Origin of the sequence: Streptomyces sp. NPDC012510 (genome assembly GCF_042955065.1) — a bacterium.
Classification (GTDB): domain Bacteria; phylum Actinomycetota; class Actinomycetes; order Streptomycetales; family Streptomycetaceae; genus Streptomyces.
In genome coordinates this window covers 90,004-108,804 of sequence record NZ_JBIBEN010000025.1, presented here as the reverse complement: position 1 = coordinate 108,804, position 18,801 = coordinate 90,004, and the positions used below count along the sequence as shown (strand labels likewise).

The 18,801-nt window shown below is 69.2% G+C and carries 14 protein-coding genes; 7 read left to right on the top strand and 7 right to left on the bottom strand.

What is annotated here, in order from left to right; all coding sequences use genetic code 11:
• Nucleotides 1-4: 4 nt before the first annotated feature.
• A complete protein-coding gene (locus tag ACFY9I_RS35105; protein WP_391009192.1) occupies nucleotides 5-2,617 on the bottom strand; it encodes a hypothetical protein in 2,613 nt (870 codons plus the stop codon).
• A 130-nt stretch (nucleotides 2,618-2,747) separates the two neighbouring features.
• Here ACFY9I_RS35105 and ACFY9I_RS35100 point away from each other — a divergent pair, with 130 nt between their 5' ends.
• The gene (locus ACFY9I_RS35100; RefSeq protein WP_391009188.1) at nucleotides 2,748-3,047 is read left to right on the top strand and encodes a hypothetical protein; all 300 of its coding nucleotides are present in this window, start codon (nucleotides 2,748-2,750) and stop codon (nucleotides 3,045-3,047) included.
• Nucleotides 3,048-3,054: 7 nt separating this feature from the next.
• Nucleotides 3,055-4,077, top strand: a complete 1,023-nt coding sequence (locus tag ACFY9I_RS35095; protein ID WP_391009185.1) for a phosphotransferase — start codon at nucleotides 3,055-3,057, stop codon at nucleotides 4,075-4,077.
• On the opposite strand, the gene ACFY9I_RS35090 is transcribed toward ACFY9I_RS35095, so the two are convergent.
• The 4 genes from ACFY9I_RS35090 to ACFY9I_RS35075 are packed head-to-tail and all read right to left on the bottom strand — an operon-like array spanning nucleotide 4,052 to nucleotide 7,980.
• Nucleotides 4,052-4,831, bottom strand: coding sequence for a succinate dehydrogenase/fumarate reductase iron-sulfur subunit (locus ACFY9I_RS35090; RefSeq protein WP_391009182.1), 780 nt, complete (start codon nucleotides 4,829-4,831; stop codon nucleotides 4,052-4,054). The two genes, ACFY9I_RS35095 and ACFY9I_RS35090, sit on opposite strands and share 26 nt — an antisense overlap.
• 22 nt (nucleotides 4,832-4,853) lie before the next feature.
• On the bottom strand, nucleotides 4,854-6,794 hold the full coding sequence (locus tag ACFY9I_RS35085; protein ID WP_391009179.1) for a fumarate reductase/succinate dehydrogenase flavoprotein subunit: 1,941 nt from the start codon (nucleotides 6,792-6,794) through the stop codon (nucleotides 4,854-4,856).
• Entirely contained in the window at nucleotides 6,794-7,630 is an 837-nt protein-coding gene (locus tag ACFY9I_RS35080) for a hypothetical protein (protein WP_391009176.1), read from the bottom strand. The genes ACFY9I_RS35085 and ACFY9I_RS35080 overlap by 1 nt, the downstream gene beginning before the upstream one ends.
• A 59-nt stretch (nucleotides 7,631-7,689) precedes the next feature.
• Complete coding sequence (locus ACFY9I_RS35075; protein ID WP_391009173.1) at nucleotides 7,690-7,980, bottom strand: hypothetical protein; 291 nt, start codon at nucleotides 7,978-7,980, stop codon at nucleotides 7,690-7,692.
• Nucleotides 7,981-8,316: 336 nt separating this feature from the next.
• Between ACFY9I_RS35075 and ACFY9I_RS35070 the strand changes: the two genes are divergently transcribed.
• The gene (locus tag ACFY9I_RS35070; RefSeq protein WP_391009170.1) at nucleotides 8,317-10,596 is read left to right on the top strand and encodes an ABC transporter substrate-binding protein; all 2,280 of its coding nucleotides are present in this window, start codon (nucleotides 8,317-8,319) and stop codon (nucleotides 10,594-10,596) included.
• Between the two features lie 180 nt (nucleotides 10,597-10,776).
• Nucleotides 10,777-12,693, top strand: a complete 1,917-nt coding sequence (gene typA / locus ACFY9I_RS35065; RefSeq protein WP_391009167.1) for a translational GTPase TypA — start codon at nucleotides 10,777-10,779, stop codon at nucleotides 12,691-12,693.
• Nucleotides 12,694-12,885: 192 nt separating this feature from the next.
• On the opposite strand, the gene ACFY9I_RS35060 is transcribed toward typA, so the two are convergent.
• Together ACFY9I_RS35060 and ACFY9I_RS35055 are read right to left on the bottom strand one after the other, a co-directional pair.
• Nucleotides 12,886-13,707, bottom strand: a complete 822-nt coding sequence (locus ACFY9I_RS35060; protein ID WP_391009164.1) for a hypothetical protein — start codon at nucleotides 13,705-13,707, stop codon at nucleotides 12,886-12,888.
• Nucleotides 13,707-14,246, bottom strand: a complete 540-nt coding sequence (locus ACFY9I_RS35055) for a SigE family RNA polymerase sigma factor (RefSeq protein ID WP_391009161.1) — start codon at nucleotides 14,244-14,246, stop codon at nucleotides 13,707-13,709. Before ACFY9I_RS35055 ends, ACFY9I_RS35060 begins: the two co-directional genes overlap by 1 nt.
• Before the next feature lie 522 nt (nucleotides 14,247-14,768).
• Here ACFY9I_RS35055 and ACFY9I_RS35050 point away from each other — a divergent pair.
• From ACFY9I_RS35050 to ACFY9I_RS35040, 3 genes are all read left to right on the top strand, one after another.
• Entirely contained in the window at nucleotides 14,769-15,812 is a 1,044-nt protein-coding gene (locus ACFY9I_RS35050) for an ABC transporter permease subunit (RefSeq protein ID WP_391009158.1), read from the top strand.
• 102 nt (nucleotides 15,813-15,914) lie between these two features.
• Nucleotides 15,915-17,720, top strand: a complete 1,806-nt coding sequence (locus ACFY9I_RS35045; protein ID WP_391009156.1) for an ABC transporter substrate-binding protein — start codon at nucleotides 15,915-15,917, stop codon at nucleotides 17,718-17,720.
• A 98-nt stretch (nucleotides 17,721-17,818) separates the two neighbouring features.
• Nucleotides 17,819-18,796 (top strand): ABC transporter permease subunit, encoded by a 978-nt coding sequence (locus ACFY9I_RS35040; RefSeq protein WP_391009153.1) that lies wholly within the window; start codon nucleotides 17,819-17,821, stop codon nucleotides 18,794-18,796.
• The last annotated feature ends 5 nt before the right edge of the window (nucleotides 18,797-18,801 follow it).

Below are 18,801 nucleotides of genomic sequence, written 5' to 3'. Positions count from 1 at the left end.
GGGCTCAGAAGTGGCCGTCCACTGCCCTGCGGGCGCGGGTCGCCGTGCCGCCGTAGCAGGCCGGGCCCCGTGGGTGGACGGGGCCGTCGTCGCCGGGCGCCTCGGCGAGGATGATCCCGCCCAGCACCGCCCCGGCCAGGCCGCCGCCGACGGGGCCGCCGTACGGATTCTCGTACCTCCGTACGTCCTCCTCGGCCAGACCTCGGGCTTCCCGCGCGAGGGCGAGGGCGCGCTGGGCATGGACGGCGTCGGAGGCCATGAGGTCGGGCACTCGGTCGACGCCGGGGCCGGCGGCCTGGTGCCGTCGGGCTTCTGCCAGGCGGGTTCTGGCTTTCACCCCTATGGCGCCGCGATGCGTGGTGACGAAGTCCGTCGCGGCGGCCACGGCGCTGTGGGCCGGGAGGACCCAGCGGCCCTGGCGGCACAGGGCGTCGAGAGGGTCGTCGTAGGAGCCGGTGGAGGGGGCGCCCTCTTGCGTGGTCGCGGCCGCGCGCGCCAGCTCGGCGGCGAGTCGTTCCACGCCGGTCACCAACACGTCCGCCTGGTGGATCGCGCCCTCGGCGGCCCGTAGATGTACGGCCGCGGTCTCCAGATCGCCCGGGTAGGCGGCCTGGCGAGCCCGGTTCAGCTCGGTCGTCGCGAAGACGAGGCGGTCCTTGGCCTGTTCGACGTGGCCGGCGACGGAGAGGGAGGCGGCCGGAGCGTAGCCGTCACGGAGGGCGGCGAGGGTGGTGGTCGCGGTCGCCGTACGGCCCGTCAACTCGCGGAAGCGGGCCTCCGCGTACTCCAGGGCCGGGGTGATGTCCCGCTCCAGGGAGCGGAGTTGGTCGAAGGCGGGCGTCGCCGTGTCGAGCCGGCGCTGTGCGGTCGTGCACCGGGTGAGAATCTCCTCCCACAGTGCGCGTTCCTCGTCGGGCGACAGGGCGCCGGCCTCCTCGTCCAGCCGCTGCGCCGCCCGGAAGGCCCCGGCCAGCTCTCCGCCCGCGTCCGCCAACGCCTCCGCGAACGGCATGACCGCGTCTCGCGCCGCAGGCGTCTCGGCGTAGGCCTTGGCCGGATCGAGCGCACCCGTCCCGCCACGCGACCGGCCCCACAGAACCCCCGCCGCCTTCATCGCGTCCGCTTCGTTCGAGCGCGTCGCAGCGGCAGGCACCTCCGCGCCCGGCTTGTCGGAGCGGGCTGCTGCCGGCTTGTCCGGTGTCGGCCGGTTCGGGTGGGCAGCCGACGATGCCTCCGCGTCCGGCTGGTTCGAGTGGGCAGGCGAAGTGCCTTCCTCACGGGGCTCGATTGCCTCGTGGCCCGCGGGCCCTGCCGCGTCCGGCCCTGCCGCGTCCGGCCCGGTCGAGTCGGGCTCGGTCGACGTCTCCTCGTGTGTCCCGGCCTCCGGACCACTCGCCGAACCCCTTGCCGGACTCGCGGACGAGGGCGCGGTGTGGCCGTGGTGCCCCGGGCTCTCCGCGGAGGTCTCCGTGTCGCCGTGGCTCGTCGGCCCCTCCGCGTCCGGCACACCGGCCGCACGACCCGCCCACACCGCCGTCGCGAAGCCGAGTTCCTCGGCGCTCGTGCGCACGCTGTCGTCCGTCTCCACGAGCAGCCGCTCCGCTCGCCGACGCAGGTCCGGCAGTGAGGCGACGGGCGGTTCGAACGTGCCGGTGGGCGTCGTACGTGCCGCTGCGCGCCGCTTGCGTCGTACGTATGAGTACGTGGCCACGGCGATCGCCGCGCCCGCAGCCGCCACTGGCAGGATCAGATCGACCCCGGAGGACTCACCGTTTGCCGCGGCCACCGAGCCCCGCGCAACCCCGTGCCGCCCGGCGGTGACCGGAACTCCGGGCTGGTCGGCGGCGGCCGGGCCGCTGAGGTGTTCGTGGCCGGGGTGCGAGGGCTGTCGGCCGGTGGTCGGGCGCGCGGACCGGTCGGGGACCACCGACACGGCGGCTTGTTCACCGCTCGCCGGGCGCGCACGTGGCTTGTCGGTGGTGGCCGACGCGGGCTGGTGGGCGTCGGCCGGCTCTGCGGGTCGTTCGCCGCTCGCCGGGTGCACCGGCTGTCCGCCGGTGGTCCGGGGCGCGGGCCGGTCCCGGTCGGCCGACCCCGGTCGCCGCCGGTCGCCGACCGCCGCATCCGTGAACCGCCCGTCGACGCCCGCCTCCACGCGTTGCCCGCTCAGGCCCGCCTCCAAGCCTTGCCCGCTCAGGGCCGCCCCCATGGGCTGCGCGCTGGCGCCCGGCGCAGCGCTCTCCCCGCCCCCCACCGTCTCCACGGGCCGCCCGACGGCACCCCGTTCTCCGCCGCGCCCGCCCAGGGCCGTACCCATGAACAGCTCGGTGCCACCCGGCCCTGCCCCCTGTCCGCCCTCCGCCGCTCCCACGAACCGCTCGCCGGCGGCCGCTCCCACGACCTGCCCACCCGCAGCCGCCCTCGCCGACCGCTCGCCGTCCACCCCGGCCACCCGCTCACCCGCCCCGGTGACGTGCCCGCTCACCCCCGCACCCGTCACCGTGGGCAGCAAGAGCCACCCCACCGCCGCCAGTACGCCGAACGCGGTGTGGGCGAGGTGGGTGGGTATGTGGGCGGGGGTGGGGCGGGGCCGGCTCGACCTTGGGCGCGACATCACGTTTGGGAGCGTATGGCCGGTCTCGCGTCGTCGCGAGTGGGAGGCGGCGGAGTGGGGGAGGCGGAGGCTGGCGGCCGGTGAGGAGGGCATGTCATGATCGCCTCGGTGGCGAGGGGGAGGCGGCAGGGACATGCTGACGAACATCGGGATCGGGTTGCTAGCGGCGGCCATGGTGGCCACGACCGTGTTCGGCGTCGCCGCGATCCGCACGGGGTGGATGCTGCCCTGGCTGCGCCGCACCACGTTCCGGCCGGTGCTGTGGGGTTGGGCCACGCTCGCCGGCAGCGCGGGGTTGTGCCTCTGGTGCGTCGGCGTGGCGACCGATCGTGCGGGTGCGTTCGGCCTGGGGGGCTTGGCCCTGATCCTCACGAACACGGTGCTGTCGTTCCTCGCGACCCGCCCGGGGCCGCCCCGCTCCGCCCGGCAGTGACCAACCCATGACCACCCCCCGCTGCCCCCTTACCCGCGCCGACCTGGAGCCCCTGGCACGGGCCGCCCTGGGCCGCGACCGGCGTCTCACCGCCGTCTCGCGGCTGCGCGGCGGCAGCAAGAAGGGTGTGTACCGGCTCGTTCTCGACGACGGCGGGACGGCGGTCGCGTACGTGTGGTCCCCGGACGAGGACTACTGGACCGGCACCGAGGGCACCGCCGCCCCCGACCCACGCCACCCCTTCTCGCACGCCTCCGGCATCGAGTTGTTCACGGCGGCCCACGACCGGCTCGCGGACCTCGGTGTCCGGACCCCGCGCCTGCTGCTCGCCGACCGCAGCGGCCGTCACCTGGCGGCGGACGCGGCCGTCGTCGAGGACGTGCGTGAGGGGACCCTGGAGGAAGCGCTGGAGCGCGACCCCCGGACGGCGGCGGTCACCCTGGAGCGACTGGCCCGGGTGCTGGAGACCCTGCGGGGCTGCGGGTCGGGGCCGGCCTTCGGGAAGGTCGGTGTCGTGGACGGGGGCGGCACCTCGCACGGCGATTCCTGTGTGCGGGTCGTACGGGACCGGGCTCTGCGCGACATCGAGGAGGCGGCGGGACGGGATTCCCGGATCGCTGAGGCACGTGAGGCGCTGGACGAGCAGATACACCGGCTCGCCTCCGCCGCCCGGCCCCGCCGGCACCACACCCTGATCCACGGTGAGCTGGGCCCCGACCATGTGCTCGTCGGGGCCGGTGGAGAGCCGGTCCTGATCGACATCGAGGGGCTGATGTACTTCGACCCGGAGTGGGAACACGTGTTCCTGGAGATCCGGTTCGGCCCCCACTACGACGCCCTGCGGGCGGGGCGAGCCGGGTCCGGCCTCGACGAGGACCGGCTCCGCCTCTACCGGCTGGCCATGAACCTCAGCCTCGTCGCCGGTCCCCTCCGCCTCCTCGACGGCGACTTCCCGGACCCCGCGTTCATGCGGGCGATCGCCGAGCACGCCGTCCAGCGGTCCCTCACCCTGCTGAGGAACGCCTCCTGATCTTCGAGCCCAGCCACACCAGCGGGTCGTACTTGCGGTCGACGGCACGCTCCTTGAGCGGGATCAGCGCATTGTCGGTGATCTTGATGCCCTCGGGACACACCTCCGTGCAGCACTTGGTGATGTTGCAGTAGCCGAGGCCGTGTTCGTCCTGGGCGGTCTTCTTGCGGTCCAGGCCGGTGTCCTCGGCCGCGTCCAGGGGGTGCATGTCCAGTTCCGCGACCCGCATCAGGAAACGCGGGCCCGCGAACGCCGACTTGTTCTCCTCGTGGTCGCGGACGACATGGCAGGTGTCCTGGCACAGGAAGCACTCGATGCACTTACGGAACTCCTGCGGGCGGTCCACGTCCTCCTGCATCATGCGGTACTCGCCGGGACCGAGATCCTCCGGCGGCACGAAGGCCGGCACCTCACGCGCCTTGGTGTAGTTGAAGCCGACGTCCGTGACCAGGTCGCGGACCACCGGAAAGGCCCGCAGCGGGGTGACCGTGATCGTCTCGTCCCGCTCGAACACCGACATCCGGGTCATGCACATCAGCCGGGGACGCCCGTTGATCTCCGCCGAGCACGAACCGCACTTGCCCGCCTTGCAGTTCCAGCGGACGGCGAGATCGGGGGCCTGGGTGGCCTGGAGGCGGTGGATGATGTCGAGGACCACCTCGCCCTCGTTGACCTCGACCGCGAAGTCCTCCAGGTCGCCACCGCTCACATCGCCCCGCCACACCTTGAAGCGGGCCTTGTAACCGCCGCTCATGACCGCGGCTCCTCGTGGCTGCTCACTCGTACAGCTCCTCTTCGGCGAGGTACTTGACCAGCTCCTCCTTGTCGAAGAGGGCGAGCAGGTCGGGGCGGACGGGTTCGGTGGTCTCACGGGTGAGGGAGATCTGGGCGCCGGCGGGGGCTGCCAACTCGCCCGTGGGGTCGGTCAGCCGGCACAGCAGGTTCACCCGGCGCCAGTCGCGCTCCATCGCCGGATGGTCCTCGCGGGTGTGGCCGCCGCGCGACTCGGTGCGCTCCAGCGCCGCCCGTGCCACGCACTCGCTGACCAGCAGCATGTTCCGCAGGTCCAGGGCGAGATGCCAGCCGGGGTTGAACTGCCGGTGGCCCTCCACACCCGCCCGGCGCGCCCGTACCCGCAGGTCCGCCAGCTTCTCCAGCGCCTGCTCCATCTCGCCCTCCCGGCGGATGATGCCGACGAGGTCGTTCATGGCCTGCTGCAGTTCCTGGTGGAGGGTGTACGGGTTCTCCGGCGGCCGTCCGGTCGCGTCCTCGCCCGGCGCCGGTCCCTCGGCGGAGAAGGGGCGCAGCGCCTCGGCGGCGGCCGTGTCGACCTCGATGTCGTCCACCGGGGGCCGGGAACCGGTGAGCCCCGCCGCGTACTGGGACGCGTGCAGCCCCGCACGGCGGCCGAACACCAGCAGGTCGGAGAGGGAGTTGCCGCCCAGCCGGTTGGAGCCGTGCATACCGCCGGCCACCTCACCGGCCGCGAACAGCCCCGGCACCCCGCGCGCCGCCGCCGTGTCCGACTCGACCGCGATGCCGCCCATCACGTAATGACAGGTCGGCCCTACCTCCATCGCCTCCGCCGTGATGTCGACGTCCGCCAGCTCCTTGAACTGGTGGTACATGGACGGCAGTCGGCGGCGGATGGTCTCCGCCGGCATCCGCGTGGACACGTCCAGGAACACCCCGCCGTGCGGGGAACCACGGCCCGCCTTGACCTCGGAGTTGATCGCCCGCGCCACCTCGTCGCGCGGCAGCAGCTCCGGTGGGCGCCGGTTGCGGTCCGGATCCTCGTACCAGCGGTCGCCCTCCTCCTCGGACTCCGCGTACTTCTCCTTGAAGACGTCCGGGATGTAGTCGAACATGAACCGCTTGCCCTCGGAGTTCCTGAGCACCCCGCCGTCCCCGCGTACCGACTCGGTGACCAGGATGCCCTTCACCGACGGCGGCCAGACCATGCCCGTCGGATGGAACTGCACGAACTCCATGTTCAGCAGGGGCGCGCCCGCGAGCAGGGCCAGCGCATGCCCGTCGCCCGTGTACTCCCACGAGTTCGACGTCACCTTGAAGGACTTGCCGATGCCACCGGTGGCGATGACGACGGCGGGTGCTTCGAGGACGAGGAAACGGCCCGACTCGCGCTCGTAGCCGAAGACACCACTCACCCGCGCGCCGTCCTTCAGGACCCGCGTGACCGTGCACTCCTGGAAGACCTTCAGCCGGGACTCGTAGTCCCCGGTCTCCTTGTGGTCCTCCTGCTGCAGCGCGACGATCTTCTGCTGGAGCGTGCGGATGAGTTCCAGGCCCGTACGGTCGCCGACATGGGCGAGGCGCGGGTACTCGTGGCCGCCGAAGTTCCGCTGCGAGATACGGCCGTCCTTCGTACGGTCGAAGAGGGCGCCCCAGGTCTCCAGCTCCCACACCCGGTCCGGGGCCTCGCGGGCGTGCAGCTCCGCCATCCGCCACTGGTTGAGGAACTTGCCGCCGCGCATGGTGTCGCGGAAGTGGACCTGCCAGTTGTCACCGGAGTTGACGTTGCCCATGGCGGCCGCGATGCCGCCCTCGGCCATCACCGTGTGGGCCTTGCCGAACAGGGACTTGCAGATCACGGCCGTACGGGCGCCCCGTTCGCGGGCCTCGATCGCGGCGCGCAGTCCGGCACCGCCCGCGCCCACCACGACGACGTCCCACTCCTGCCGGTCGACCACGGACATCAGAACAACCTCGGATCGTCGAAGGCACCGGACGCGACCAGGTACACGTAGAAGTCGGCGAGCGCCACACTCACCAACGAGGCCCAGGCCAGCTGCATGTGGCGGGCGTTGAGCTTCCCGACCCACTGCCACATCCGATAGCGCACGGGATGCTTGGAGAAGTGCTTGAGCTTGCCCCCGACGATGTGCCGGCACGAGTGGCAGGAGAGGGTGTACGCCCAGATCAGCACGATGTTGATCAGGAACACGATCGTGCCGAGGCCCATGTGGCCCCACTCGTAGTTCTCGTCGCGGAAGGCGAGGACGGTGTCGTACGTGAGGATGCCGGCGACGACGAGCGCGGCGTAGAAGAAGTACCGGTGGATGTTCTGCAGGATCAGCGGGAAGCGGGTCTCACCGGTGTACTTCTTGTGCGGCTCCGCCACCGCGCAGGCCGGCGGGGACGCCCAGAAGCCCCGGTAGTAGGCCTTGCGGTAGTAGTAGCAGGTCAGGCGGAAGCCGAGGGGGAAGATCAGGATGATGATCGCCGGTGAGATACCCCACCAGGCGCCGAAGATCTCCCAGTTGGGCCCCGCGCGCATGGGCTCGCAGCGCTCCGCAAGACAGGGCGAGTAGAAGGGCGAGACGTACGGCGCCGCGTAGTAGTGCGCGTCCGCGAAGGCCCGCCAGGTCGAGTACACGACGAAGGCCAGCAGACCGGCCGCCGTGGCGGCGGGGGCCAGCCACCAGCGGTCGGTCCGCAGATGCGGGGCGGTGATCGCGGCGCGCGTGGCGGTGCGTACGCCGCCGCGTTCTGGATGGGGTTGTGTCGCTGGTGGTTCCGTACCAGTGGCCAACGTGGACTCCCGGTCGGGTGCTCAGGTCGTCGAGGTCTCGGGCTGCCGGACGCTCGGGTTCAGGGGGCGCGGCGGTCCCGGGCGCCAAGACCCTCGTCGTCCGAGTCCGTCCACAGCGAGTCGTCGTACGGGGTGTCGGGGATCGTGACGAGTTCGGGCCGTTTGGGGGTCGAGGCGCCGGAGGCCGTCTCGCGCAGCAGCGCGACGCTCTCGCGCAGATGGGTGATGTCGGCGCGGACGCGGCGCATGTCGGGCCCGCCCCCGCCGATCTTCTGTTCCAGGCGTCCCACCGACCGGTACAGGTCGTCGAGGCACCGTTGGACCGATGTCAATTCATCGTGCACGGACATGACTTGCCCTCACTTCCGCGGGTCTGGAGGTCCGAGGCGGCAACGTTCATGCGCCTGCGAGTGTTGCGCGTCACACGTTGCGCTGTGAAGGGATGTGCATCGATTGGCGGATTGCATGCCCGTCGCGCACGCCCACGCACGTTCGGAGTGCGCCGGGGTCCGGGTGCGGCGTGTTGCGCCGCACGGGTGGCATTTCGCTCCCCGTCGCCGTGTCGCCGTCGGTCGGTCCGTCCCTTCCTCTTCAGTGTGTGGCTTAGATCTGATCAGCTCCATATGCACCCAAAAGTGATCATAAACCCCGATCGTCGGCGGTGCGGCCCACCGGAGGTAGCAGAGATGTCCCACGACGGTGTCGGACCGCGCGCGCTCACGCGCTCGGTCGCCTTCCTGACCGCGGGTGCGCTCGCGGTGCCCCTGCTGGCGGCGTGCGGTGAGAAGGACCCGGCGGGCAGGCCCGTCGCCGAACAGGACATCGCCCCCGCCGCCCGGGAACTGCTCGAGGACGGCGGCACCCTGCGCTGGGCGGTGGACGTCTTGCCGGAGACGCTGAACACGTTCCAGGCCGACGCCGACCCGGCGACCGCACGGGTCGCCGGCGCCGTCCTGCCGTCGATGTACCGCCTCGACGCCGGCGGGCGCCCCCAGCTCAACTCCGACTACGTGGAGTCCGCGAAGGTCGTCGAGCGCGAGCCCAGGCAGGTCGTGCTCTACAAGCTGCACCAGGAGGCGGTGTGGAGCGACGGCCGGGAGATCGGCGCCGCCGACTTCGCCGCGCAGTGGCGGGCCCTGTCCGGCAAGGACTCCGCCTACTGGACGGCCCGGAACGCAGGGTACGAACGCATCGAGAAGATCGAGCGGGGCAAGAACGACCTGGAGGTCCGGGTCACCTTCGCCCACCCGTACGCCGACTGGAAGTCACTGTTCTCGCCGCTGTACCCCAAGCAGGTGATGGGCAGCCCCGACTCCTTCAACGACGGTGCCCGCAAGAAGCTCGACGTCACCGCCGGGCCCTTCGCGCTGAAGGAGATCGACAGCAAGGACGGCGAGGTCACCCTCACCCGCAACCCGCGCTGGTGGGGCCGCCAGGCCAAGCTCTCCCAGTTGGTCCTGCGCGCCGTACCGCGCACCGAGCGGGTCCAGGCGCTGGCCGCGAACAAGGTCGACATCGCCGAGGTCGACTCCGCACAGGCCGAGCGGATCATGTTGGCCTCCCGCGACAAGAAGGGGACGCGGGGCGCCGCCGGTCCGCTCGCGGGCAACGGCCCCCTCACCGAGCAGGGCCTCCGCGCCCAGGGGAGTGTCCACGGCCACGGGCCCGGCTCCGATCTGACGCCCGCGAAGTCGTTGCGGTCCTGGGCCGTCGCCCACGGCTCCGACGAGGAGGCCGCGGACCACGAGGTCAGCGCCCGCAAGGAGCGGCGCGCGGCGGTCGCGGAGTACGCCGCCGAGCAGTCCGCCCTGCGCGGCTACACCGTCCGGCGCTCCCTCGAACCCTCCTTCACCCAGCTCGCCCTCAACGGCTCCGAGGGCCCCCTCGCCGACGAGCGCGTCCGCCGCGCGGTGGCCCGTGCCCTCGACCGCGAGGAGCTCGCCGCCCTCGTCCTGAAGCCCCTGGGGCTGCCCGCCGTCCCAGTCGGCAGCCACCTCGCCCTCGCCGGCCAGGCCGCCTACGCCGACAACAGCGGCGCCCTCGGCGGCCAGGACACCAAGGAGGCGCGCGCCCTGCTCGCCGACGCAGGGTGGGTACAGGGCGGGCCCCTCAAGGAGGTCAAGAAGGCGGCGGGAGCGGAGGCCGAGACGGAGCAGAAACAGAAGCAGGAGCAGGAGCAGCAACCGAAGCAGGAGCAGGAGCAGGAGGAGAAGGAGAAGAAGGGCGACGACGAGAAGAACAAGCCGGCCGCGAGACAGGACCAGGGCATCGACGACCAGAAGGTGGGTGACGAGAGCGAGCACCTGGCTCAGGACGGCAAGCGGTTCAAGCCGGGCGGTGCGCCGGGCGCGTACGCGCCGACCGGGACGCGGGCGCCCGCCGACGCGGCACGGGCACCGCTCGCCAAGAACGGCAAGCCGCTGACGCTGCGGTTCGTGCTGCCCTCGGGGCCGGGCACGGAGTCGTTGCGGGCCGTCGGTGAGCGGATCGCGGTGATGCTGGGCCGCGTCGGGATCCGTACTGAGGTCAGCAAAGTCGCCGACGAGAGCTACTTCAAGGATCACATCGCGAACGGGCAGTACGACCTCGCGCTGTATTCCTGGCCGACCTCCGCCTTCCCCGCCACCGACGCCCGGCCGATCTACGCCAAGCCGGTCCCGGCGGCCGACGGCTCGCTGAGCGTCGAGCAGAACTACACGCGTGTCGGCACGCACCAGGTGGACCAGCTCTTCGACCAGGCCGTGGCCACCCTCGACGAGTCCAGGAACCGCTCCCTGATCCGCAAGGCTGACGCCCGCATCTGGGCCGCCGCCGGGTCCATCCCCCTCTACCAGCGGCCCCAGCTCGTCGCCGCCCGCACCCCACTCGCGAACGTGGGCGCCTTCGGCTTCCAGACCCCCCTCTACGAGGACATGGGCTTCCGGAAGAAGGGGGCGAAGGGCCCGGCACGCCCCTCGGAAAAGTAGGGATCACCCTCCCTGAGCTGGTGCCGGCCCGTCCTGAGGCGGGCCGGAACAGCCCGGGGAGCCTCTACTGCGGCGGCCCCGTACCATGGGGTGAGGCCGTGGCGTGTCCAGCCCGGCAGGGTCCGCGTGACGCAGACGTACGCGAGGGCCGTCCACACACCCCGGGAGAATCGCCGCACTATGGCTGTGTCCTCAACACGTCACGACATTCGCAACGTCGCCATCGTCGCTCACGTAGACCACGGCAAGACGACCATCGTCGACGGAATGCTGAAGCAGGCCGGTGCCTTCGCCGCCCACCAGCTCGACTCCGTCGACGACCGCATGATGGACTCGAACGACCTGGAGCGTGAGAAGGGCATCACGATCCTGGCCAAGAACACGGCGGTGAAGTACCACCCGAAGGACGGGGGGGACGTCATCACCATCAACATCATCGACACCCCCGGTCACGCCGACTTCGGTGGTGAGGTCGAGCGCGGTCTGTCGATGGTCGACGGTGTCGTCCTGCTCGTCGACGCCTCCGAGGGCCCGCTGCCGCAGACCCGGTTCGTGCTGCGCAAGGCGCTGCAGGCCCGGCTGCCCGTGATCCTCTGCATCAACAAGACGGACCGCCCCGACGCCCGGATCGACGAGGTCGTCAACGAGACGTACGACCTCTTCCTCGACCTGGACGCCGACGAGGACCAGATCGAGTTCCCGATCGTCTACGCGTGCGGCCGTGACGGTGTCGCGTCCCTCACCAAGCCCGACAACGGCACGGTCCCGACCGACTCCACCAGCCTGGAGCCGTTCTTCTCGACCATCCTGGAGCACATCCCGGCGCCGACGTACGACGAGACGGCCCCGCTGCAGGCGCACGTCACCAACCTGGACGCCGACAACTTCCTCGGCCGTATCGCGCTGCTGCGCGTGCAGCAGGGCGAGTTGAAGAAGGGTCAGACGGTCGCCTGGATGAAGCGCGACGGGTCCGTCGCCAACGTCCGCATCAGCGAACTGATGATGACCGAGGCGCTCACCCGCAAGCCCGCCGAGAAGGCCGGCCCGGGTGACATCTGCGCCGTCGCCGGTATCCCCGACATCATGATCGGCGAGACGCTGGCCGACCCGGAGAACCCGGTCGCGCTGCCGCTGATCACGGTCGACGAGCCGGCGATCTCCATGACCATCGGTACGAACACCTCGCCGCTGGTCGGCCGCGGTGGCACCGGCAAGGGCGCCGACGCCAAGGCGGCCGTCAAGGACCGCAAGGTCACCGCCCGCCAGGTCAAGGACCGCCTGGACCGCGAGCTGATCGGTAACGTCTCGCTGCGCGTGCTGGAGACCGAGCGTCCGGACGCCTGGGAGGTGCAGGGCCGCGGTGAGCTGGCGCTGGCCATCCTGGTCGAGCAGATGCGCCGTGAGGGCTTCGAGCTGACCATCGGCAAGCCGCAGGTGGTCACCAAGGACGTCGACGGCAAGGTCTACGAGCCGGTCGAGCGTATGACGATCGACGTGCCCGAGGAGCACATGGGCGCCGTCACCCAGCTCATGGGTGTCCGCAAGGGCCGCATGGACAACATGTCCAACCACGGCTCGGGCTGGGTCCGCATGGAGTTCGTGGTCCCGTCCCGCGGTCTCATCGGCTTCCGTACCGAGTTCCTCACGCAGACCCGCGGTACGGGCATCGGGCACTCCATCCACGAGGGCTTCGAGCCCTGGTTCGGCGCGCTGCAGACCCGTAACAACGGCTCGCTGGTCGCCGACCGCTCAGGTGCCGTCACCGCGTTCGCGATGACGAACCTTCAGGAGCGCGGTGTGCTCTTCGTGGAGCCCGGCACCGAGGTGTACGAGGGCATGATCGTCGGTGAGAACTCGCGCTCCGACGACATGGACGTCAACATCACCAAGGAGAAGAAGCTCACGAACATGCGGTCCTCGACCGCAGACGTCGCCGAGTCGATCGTCCCGCCGCGCAAGCTGTCGCTCGAGCAGTCCCTGGAGTTCTGCCGCGACGACGAGTGCGTCGAGGTGACCCCGGAGGCCGTACGCATCCGCAAGGTCAACCTGGACGCCCGCGAGCGCGCGCGTGCGGCGAGCCGGGCCAAGCACGGCTGAATGTTCCGAGACGGCTGATCGGTCGCTACGCGATCGGTCGCCGCAGCCGACGAACGGGCCCGGTCACCCACCGAGGTGGGTGACCGGGCCCGTTCGTGACAATGGCTCAGGTAGTGGGTCGCCAAGCCCTGCTCCTTGGTTCAGCTGCTGGCCTCCGGCCGGAATCCTCTCCCTTCAGGGGGAGGTTGCACGTCAACCCGTCACCTTCGCCGTCTTGCCCTTCATGCCTTTCTTGCCTTCCGGAATCAGGCACACGAACCAGTCCACCGGGGACCCCTTCGACGAACGGATCGCCTGTTCGCCGCTGTTGACGTGGTCTTTCTCCGGTGCCCTGCGGACTTCGGCGGTCGTGCCGTCGTTCCAGGTGCATGTGACGCGCTGGGCAGTCTTGGCGACCTGGCCGATGACCAGGCCGTAAGGGCCGTCGGATTCCGCATTCAGCAAGAATTCGCCGGACTGCATGTCCGTGCCCGTCATGGTGTCGTCCTTCGTGAACACGTCAATGAAGGTTCTCGAAACGGTGTCCCCGAAGGTCCGATAGACGACGTACGAACTCTTGCCGATCAGTTCGGAGGCCTTATGAGCGTCTGTGGGACGCACCTCGAACTCGTCCATAGCCGTCAGTTGCTCCCGGGCCTCCGCGGCGTCGCGTGGCGCCACCCACACGTCGAGGTACACGGTCCACTCCTTGCCTCGGAAGGTACCGCGTGCCAGAAGGGTCCGCTGCGGTGCGCGTACGTCCCGTTCCTCGGCCGTTGGCGACTGGGTGGCCATCGGTGCCACGCTGTTCCTGTCTCCGCCCCGCAGTTCCGCCACGGCCAGCGACGCCGTCGAGCTGACGATCACCAGGGCCGCCGCCGCACCCACTGCCCAACGGCGGGTCTTGCGGCGCCGGCCGCCGCGGACCACTGCCTGAACCGGCGCCATGCCGACCTCGACCTCGTCCGCGGCGTCCGCGAGGAGGAGGGCGATGTCCCTGTGTGTCACGTCGTGGTTCTCCTGTCCTGCGGTCATCACTTCCGCCCTCCGCTCGTCACCATCTCGTCCAGCCCCGGAATGGCGCGGAGCTTCGCGATCCCCTTCGCCGCGTTGCTCTTCACCGCGCCCACCGAGCAGCCCATCGCCTCCGCCGTCTGTGTCTCGGTCAGGTCCTCCCAGTAACGGAGGACCACCGCCTGCCGCTGTCGTGGCGGCAGTTGGGCGAGAGCCTTGAGCAGGACACTGCGGCTGTCGGCCCGGCCCATCGGATCGCCGGGGTCGGGTCGCTCGTGCCCGAGGCCCGAGTCGCCCTTGGGTGACAGGAACTCCTTGAGGCGTCTGCGATGTCTGCGCGCGTGCGTGTTGATCAGCACGCGTCGTACATACGCCTCGGGCGCGTCGGCCGATCCGACACGGCGCCAGGCCACGTACACCTGCTCCAACGTCGCCTGCACCAGGTCCTCCGCGGCATGCTGCTCGCCGGAGAGGAGAAAGGCCGTACGCAGCAACCGTGGCCAGCAGCCGATGACGAAACTCTGGAACTCCTCGTCCCGAGTCGCCTTCTGGTCCCCCATGGGTACCTCCCTTGACGACCCATAGAGTCCATGGGCATGGAGAACCGTTGCCCTCGGCGCCGGGAAATCTTCGCGGCCGTCCCACAGGCACGAGCGCATCCGTGCTACGCGTGTAGACTTAGGAGTCGTCCACCCGTCGCCCCGTCTCTCCACCCTGAGGACGGCCGGGCTCTCGGTGTGCGCGCACCACCGAGAGGGCCGGACCCGCTTCGGGTCCTTCGGCATGCTGTCCGCGGCCTGTCAAGGACCGTTCGGATATCGGTGATCCAGCGATCAGGTTTCGGACATGTAAACAAAAATCCGTGCTTGAAAGTCCGTTTTGTGAAGTCTTCGGTTCGGTTGTCAAGCGCGCTGAGGTGTCAATCTTTGCAATTTTTGCTCAAAATATGGACGGTAGGGAGATCCCTATGTCTCCCGCCCTTGACGCGCGTTGACCCGTTTGGCGAAAGTTCCCCCAAACCACAGAACCCGCCGGTATCTGTGCTGCGCTCAACTCTCCAACCCCCCGGGGGAAGAACAGACATGACCAGTCCAACCAAGGCCGAGGGCTCCGGGTCCGCGGTCGCCTTGGACCCCGAACTGGCTTCGACCTCTGAGGTCCACGAGCCCAAGAAGCTTGAAGGCCGCTCCCCCGGCCAGCTGATGTGGCAGCGCTTCCGGCGCGACCGTACCGGCATGTTCTGCGCGGGGGTAGTGATTTTCTACTTCGTCGTGGCGCTGTGCGCACCGCTGCTCACCGCCATTAGCGGGACGAACCCGTACACGCTGTACGGGCAGGACCCGACGTACGCGGACCAGCCTGTGCTGGACGATTTCGGGCTGCCGCTCGGCTACTTCGGTGGTCTCTCGGGGGAGCACTGGTTCGGTGTCGAGCCGCAGTACGGTCGTGACCTGTTCGCCATGCTGATGTACGGCATGCGCACATCGCTCTTCATGGCGCTGGGCGTGACCTCGCTGGTCATGCTGACCGGTGTCATCATCGGTCTGATCGGTGGCTACTTCGGCGGAAGGACCGACTACTGGATCGGGCGTGTCACCGACTTCTTCCTGTCCTTCCCGCAACAGCTCTTCTTCATCGCCTTCATGCCCGTGGTGACCGCGTTCTTCGTGGACCCGCGGGAGGAGACGCCCACCTACTTCCGAGCGGTGGCGATCCTGATCGTGCTGTGGGTGCTGGGCTGGATGGGAATGGCCAGACTCGTCCGCTCCACCGTGCTGTCCCTTCGTGAGCGGGAGTTCGTGGAGGCGGCCAAGGTCTCCGGTGCCTCTCCCTGGAGGATCGTCCGCAAGGAGATCCTGCCGAACGTCGTCTCGCCCATCCTGGTGCAGTTCACGTACCAACTGCCCAGCACGATCCTCACCATCGCCTTTCTCTCCTTCGCCGGTGTCGGCTTCGTCGAGCCCACGCCGGACTGGGGACGGCTGTTCGCCGTCGGCGCCAGGTACGCCGAGCAGGACCCGGCGTTCATGTTCTTCCCGGGTGTGGCGTTGGTGATCTTCATCCTGTGCTTCAACCTCCTCGGAGACTCCGTACGGGATGCCTTCGACCCCAAGTCCGGGCGCTGAATCGTCCATTGGTGGGGGGTGACTGCCGCCCCCGCGTCGGCCTACCAGCCGCGTCAGGCAGTACTCATGGATAACAACCGACAGGTAGGTGCATACACCGTCATGAAGTCGCTCACCTCGCGTAGAGCGCGAGCCATAGTCGTCGCCCTCGCGGCCGGCTCCCTCGCGCTCACCGGCTGCTCCGAGAACAAGGGCACGAGCACCAACAAGGACTCGAAGAAGGACCAGAAGGAGGCGTCGGCGCAGTCCAAGCCCGTCACCTATGGCGACGCGGCGGCCTCCACCGGACCGGCCGCGGAAGTGGCGGGTGCAAAGGCGGGTGGCACGATCCAGGTCTACCAGGAGGCGGGCCTGTCCCACCTGGACTCGGGGCAGATCTACGTCTCCGACGCCGGCCAGATCTCCAACCTGATCTTCCGCGGGCTGACCAACTTCAAGGAGGACGGCAAGGGCGGCGTCTCCGTGGTCGGTGACGTCGCCACCGACTCGGGCCAGTCCTCCGACGGCGGCAAGACCTGGACGTACAAGCTGAAGGACGGCATCAAGGACCAGAACGGCAACGAGATCACCTCGGCCGACGTCCGCCACACCTTCGAGCGCCAGTTCGCGAAGTTCATCTTCGACGGCCCGCCCTACATCCGGTCCTGGCTCGCGGGGAACCAGTACAAGGACGACCCGCGCAAGCTGCTGCCGGACGGCGGCTACGGTGAGAAGCACCTGCCCGACTCCGTCCTGGAGACGCCGGACGACAAGACGGTCGTCTTCCACTTCGACACCGCGCGTCCGGACTTCCCCCAGACGCTGGCCATGCCGGGCTACTCCATCGTCCCGGAGAAGACCGACACCAAGGAGAAGTACGACAAGGCCCCGGTCTCCCTCGGCCCGTACAAGATCTCCGAGTACAAGGTCGGCAAGTCCCTCAAGCTGGTCAAGAACGACCAGTGGGACCCGAAGAGCGACTCCGTGCGTCACCAGTACGTGGACGGCTGGAACGTCGACTTCGGCGTCACCGAGTCCACTCAGACCAAGCGTCTGATCGCGGACCAGGGCGTCTCCAAGAACGCCATCCAGTTCACCGGCAGCGTCGAGTCCACCCAGATCCAGGACGTCATCAGCGACCCTGCCATCAACAAGCGCACGATCAAGGGTTACCAGCCCTACGTCATGCAGCTGACGTTCAACCTGGACCGCGTCAAGAACAAGACCGTGCGTGACGCCGTCACCTACGCGGTGAACTCCAAGTCGCTCATCGCCGGTGAGGGCGGTGCGTACGGCGGTGACGTCGCCCCCAACCTGTTCGCCCCGACTCTGCCGGGTTACGAGAAGGACTACGACCCCTACGGCCGTCTGAAGACGCCGCAGGGCAACATCGAGAAGGCCAAGGAGCTCCTGAAGGACGTTCCGGCCGCCGAGAAGAAGCTCGTCTTCGCCTACGGCAACACCGAGCAGGGCCAGAAGCGCAAGGTCGCCATCGAGGACGCGCTGGGCAAGGTGGGCATCGACGTCGTCTCCAAGGAGGTCGACGCCGCCAGCTACTACGAGCAGATCGGCAAGGTCAAGAACCCGTACGACATCTACATCACCGGCTGGGGCCAGGACTGGCCGTCCCCGGCCACGGTCGTGACGCCGGTATACGACCCCTCGCTCGTCGGTGACGGACAGTCGAACTACTCGCACATCAAGGACCCCGAGGTCCAGAAGCTCATCGACAAGGCTCTGACCCAGGAGCCGACCGAGGCTGCCGCGACCTGGAAGGAAGCGCACAAGTACATCCTGGAGAAGGTCAACCCGGCCGCTCCGCTGTGGTACACGAAGCAGTTCCAGCTCTACGGGTCGAACATCGGCGGTGCCCGCTACAGCACCGAGTCGAGCTACATCGACGTCAACAACCTGTTCCTGAAGTCGTAACTCGCTACGGCTGATCGCGGGGGTGCGCACCAGGCGGAGCGCACTCCCGCGGTTCCGTGAAACCGTCCACCCTCTCTGCAGAGAGCAGCCTCCCCGCCATGCTTCAGTTCATCATCCGGCGCTTGGCCGGTGCCGTCGTCACCCTGTTCCTCATCGGCGCCGCCACGTTCTTCCTGTTCGTCGCCGCGCCGTCCGACTACGCCTCGCTGGCCTGTGGCAGGGACTGCTCCGCCTCGAGACTGCAGGACATCCGCGAGGCGCTCGGCCTCAACCTCCCCATCGCGACCCAGTTCTGGCAGTTCATGTCCGGCATCGTGATGGGCCGTGACTTCCCGGACGGCCACTGCGCCGCTCCGTGCCTCGGCCAGTCGTTCCACTCGGGCGACATGGTCTGGGACACGATCATGGACCGCTTCCCGACCACCCTCACGCTCACCGTGGGTGGCGCCGTCTGCTTCCTCATCATCGGAGTGGGGGCGGGCATGCTCGCCGCCTACCGGCGCGGCTCCATGCTCGACAAGGTGGCCACCGGCACCTCGATGGTGCTCAGCTCCTTCCAGATCTACTTCCTTGGCCCGATCGTGCTGATCATCTTCGTCTACAGCACGGGCTGGATGGAGGATCCGAAGTACGTCCCCATCACCGAGGACCCGGCCGGCTGGTTCATCGGCATGTCCATCCCCGTGGTCGTGATGGCCACCATCTTCACCGCGCAGTACACGCGTATGGCGCGTGCCGCCATGATCGAGCAGCTTGCGGAGGAGCACGTCCGCACGGCTCGTGCCAAGGGCATGCCGAAGAAGTACGTCTTCTTCCGCTACGCCTGGCGCGGCTCGATGATTCCGATCGTCACCGTCCTGGGCATCGACATCAGTTCCATGCTCGGCGGTGCCGTCGTCACTGAGATCACCTTCTCCCTCCAGGGCATCGGACGCCTGGCTGTGGAGGGCGCCGGCTCCAAGGACCTCCCGCTGACGATGGGAGTCATGATGTTCGGAGCCTTCTTCATCCTGATCGTGAACATCCTGACCGACATCGCGTACGCCTACATCGACCCGCGCGTCCGGCTCTCCTAGGAAGA

Excerpts from the sequence above, each read along its gene's own strand:
- ACFY9I_RS35100 (WP_391009188.1), top strand. The coding sequence starts at position 2,748 with ATGCTGACGAACATCGGGATCGGGTTGCTAGCGGCGGCCATGGTGGCC.
- ACFY9I_RS35095 (WP_391009185.1), top strand. The coding sequence starts at position 3,055 with ATGACCACCCCCCGCTGCCCCCTTACCCGCGCCGACCTGGAGCCCCTG.
- ACFY9I_RS35090 (WP_391009182.1), bottom strand. The coding sequence starts at position 4,831 with ATGAGCGGCGGTTACAAGGCCCGCTTCAAGGTGTGGCGGGGCGATGTG.
- ACFY9I_RS35085 (WP_391009179.1), bottom strand. The coding sequence starts at position 6,794 with ATGTCCGTGGTCGACCGGCAGGAGTGGGACGTCGTCGTGGTGGGCGCG.
- ACFY9I_RS35075 (WP_391009173.1), bottom strand. The coding sequence starts at position 7,980 with ATGTCCGTGCACGATGAATTGACATCGGTCCAACGGTGCCTCGACGAC.
- ACFY9I_RS35070 (WP_391009170.1), top strand. The coding sequence starts at position 8,317 with ATGTCCCACGACGGTGTCGGACCGCGCGCGCTCACGCGCTCGGTCGCC.
- typA (WP_391009167.1), top strand. The coding sequence starts at position 10,777 with ATGGCTGTGTCCTCAACACGTCACGACATTCGCAACGTCGCCATCGTC.
- ACFY9I_RS35060 (WP_391009164.1), bottom strand. The coding sequence starts at position 13,707 with ATGACCGCAGGACAGGAGAACCACGACGTGACACACAGGGACATCGCC.
- ACFY9I_RS35055 (WP_391009161.1), bottom strand. The coding sequence starts at position 14,246 with ATGGGGGACCAGAAGGCGACTCGGGACGAGGAGTTCCAGAGTTTCGTC.
- ACFY9I_RS35050 (WP_391009158.1), top strand. The coding sequence starts at position 14,769 with ATGACCAGTCCAACCAAGGCCGAGGGCTCCGGGTCCGCGGTCGCCTTG.
- ACFY9I_RS35045 (WP_391009156.1), top strand. The coding sequence starts at position 15,915 with ATGAAGTCGCTCACCTCGCGTAGAGCGCGAGCCATAGTCGTCGCCCTC.
- ACFY9I_RS35040 (WP_391009153.1), top strand. The coding sequence starts at position 17,819 with ATGCTTCAGTTCATCATCCGGCGCTTGGCCGGTGCCGTCGTCACCCTG.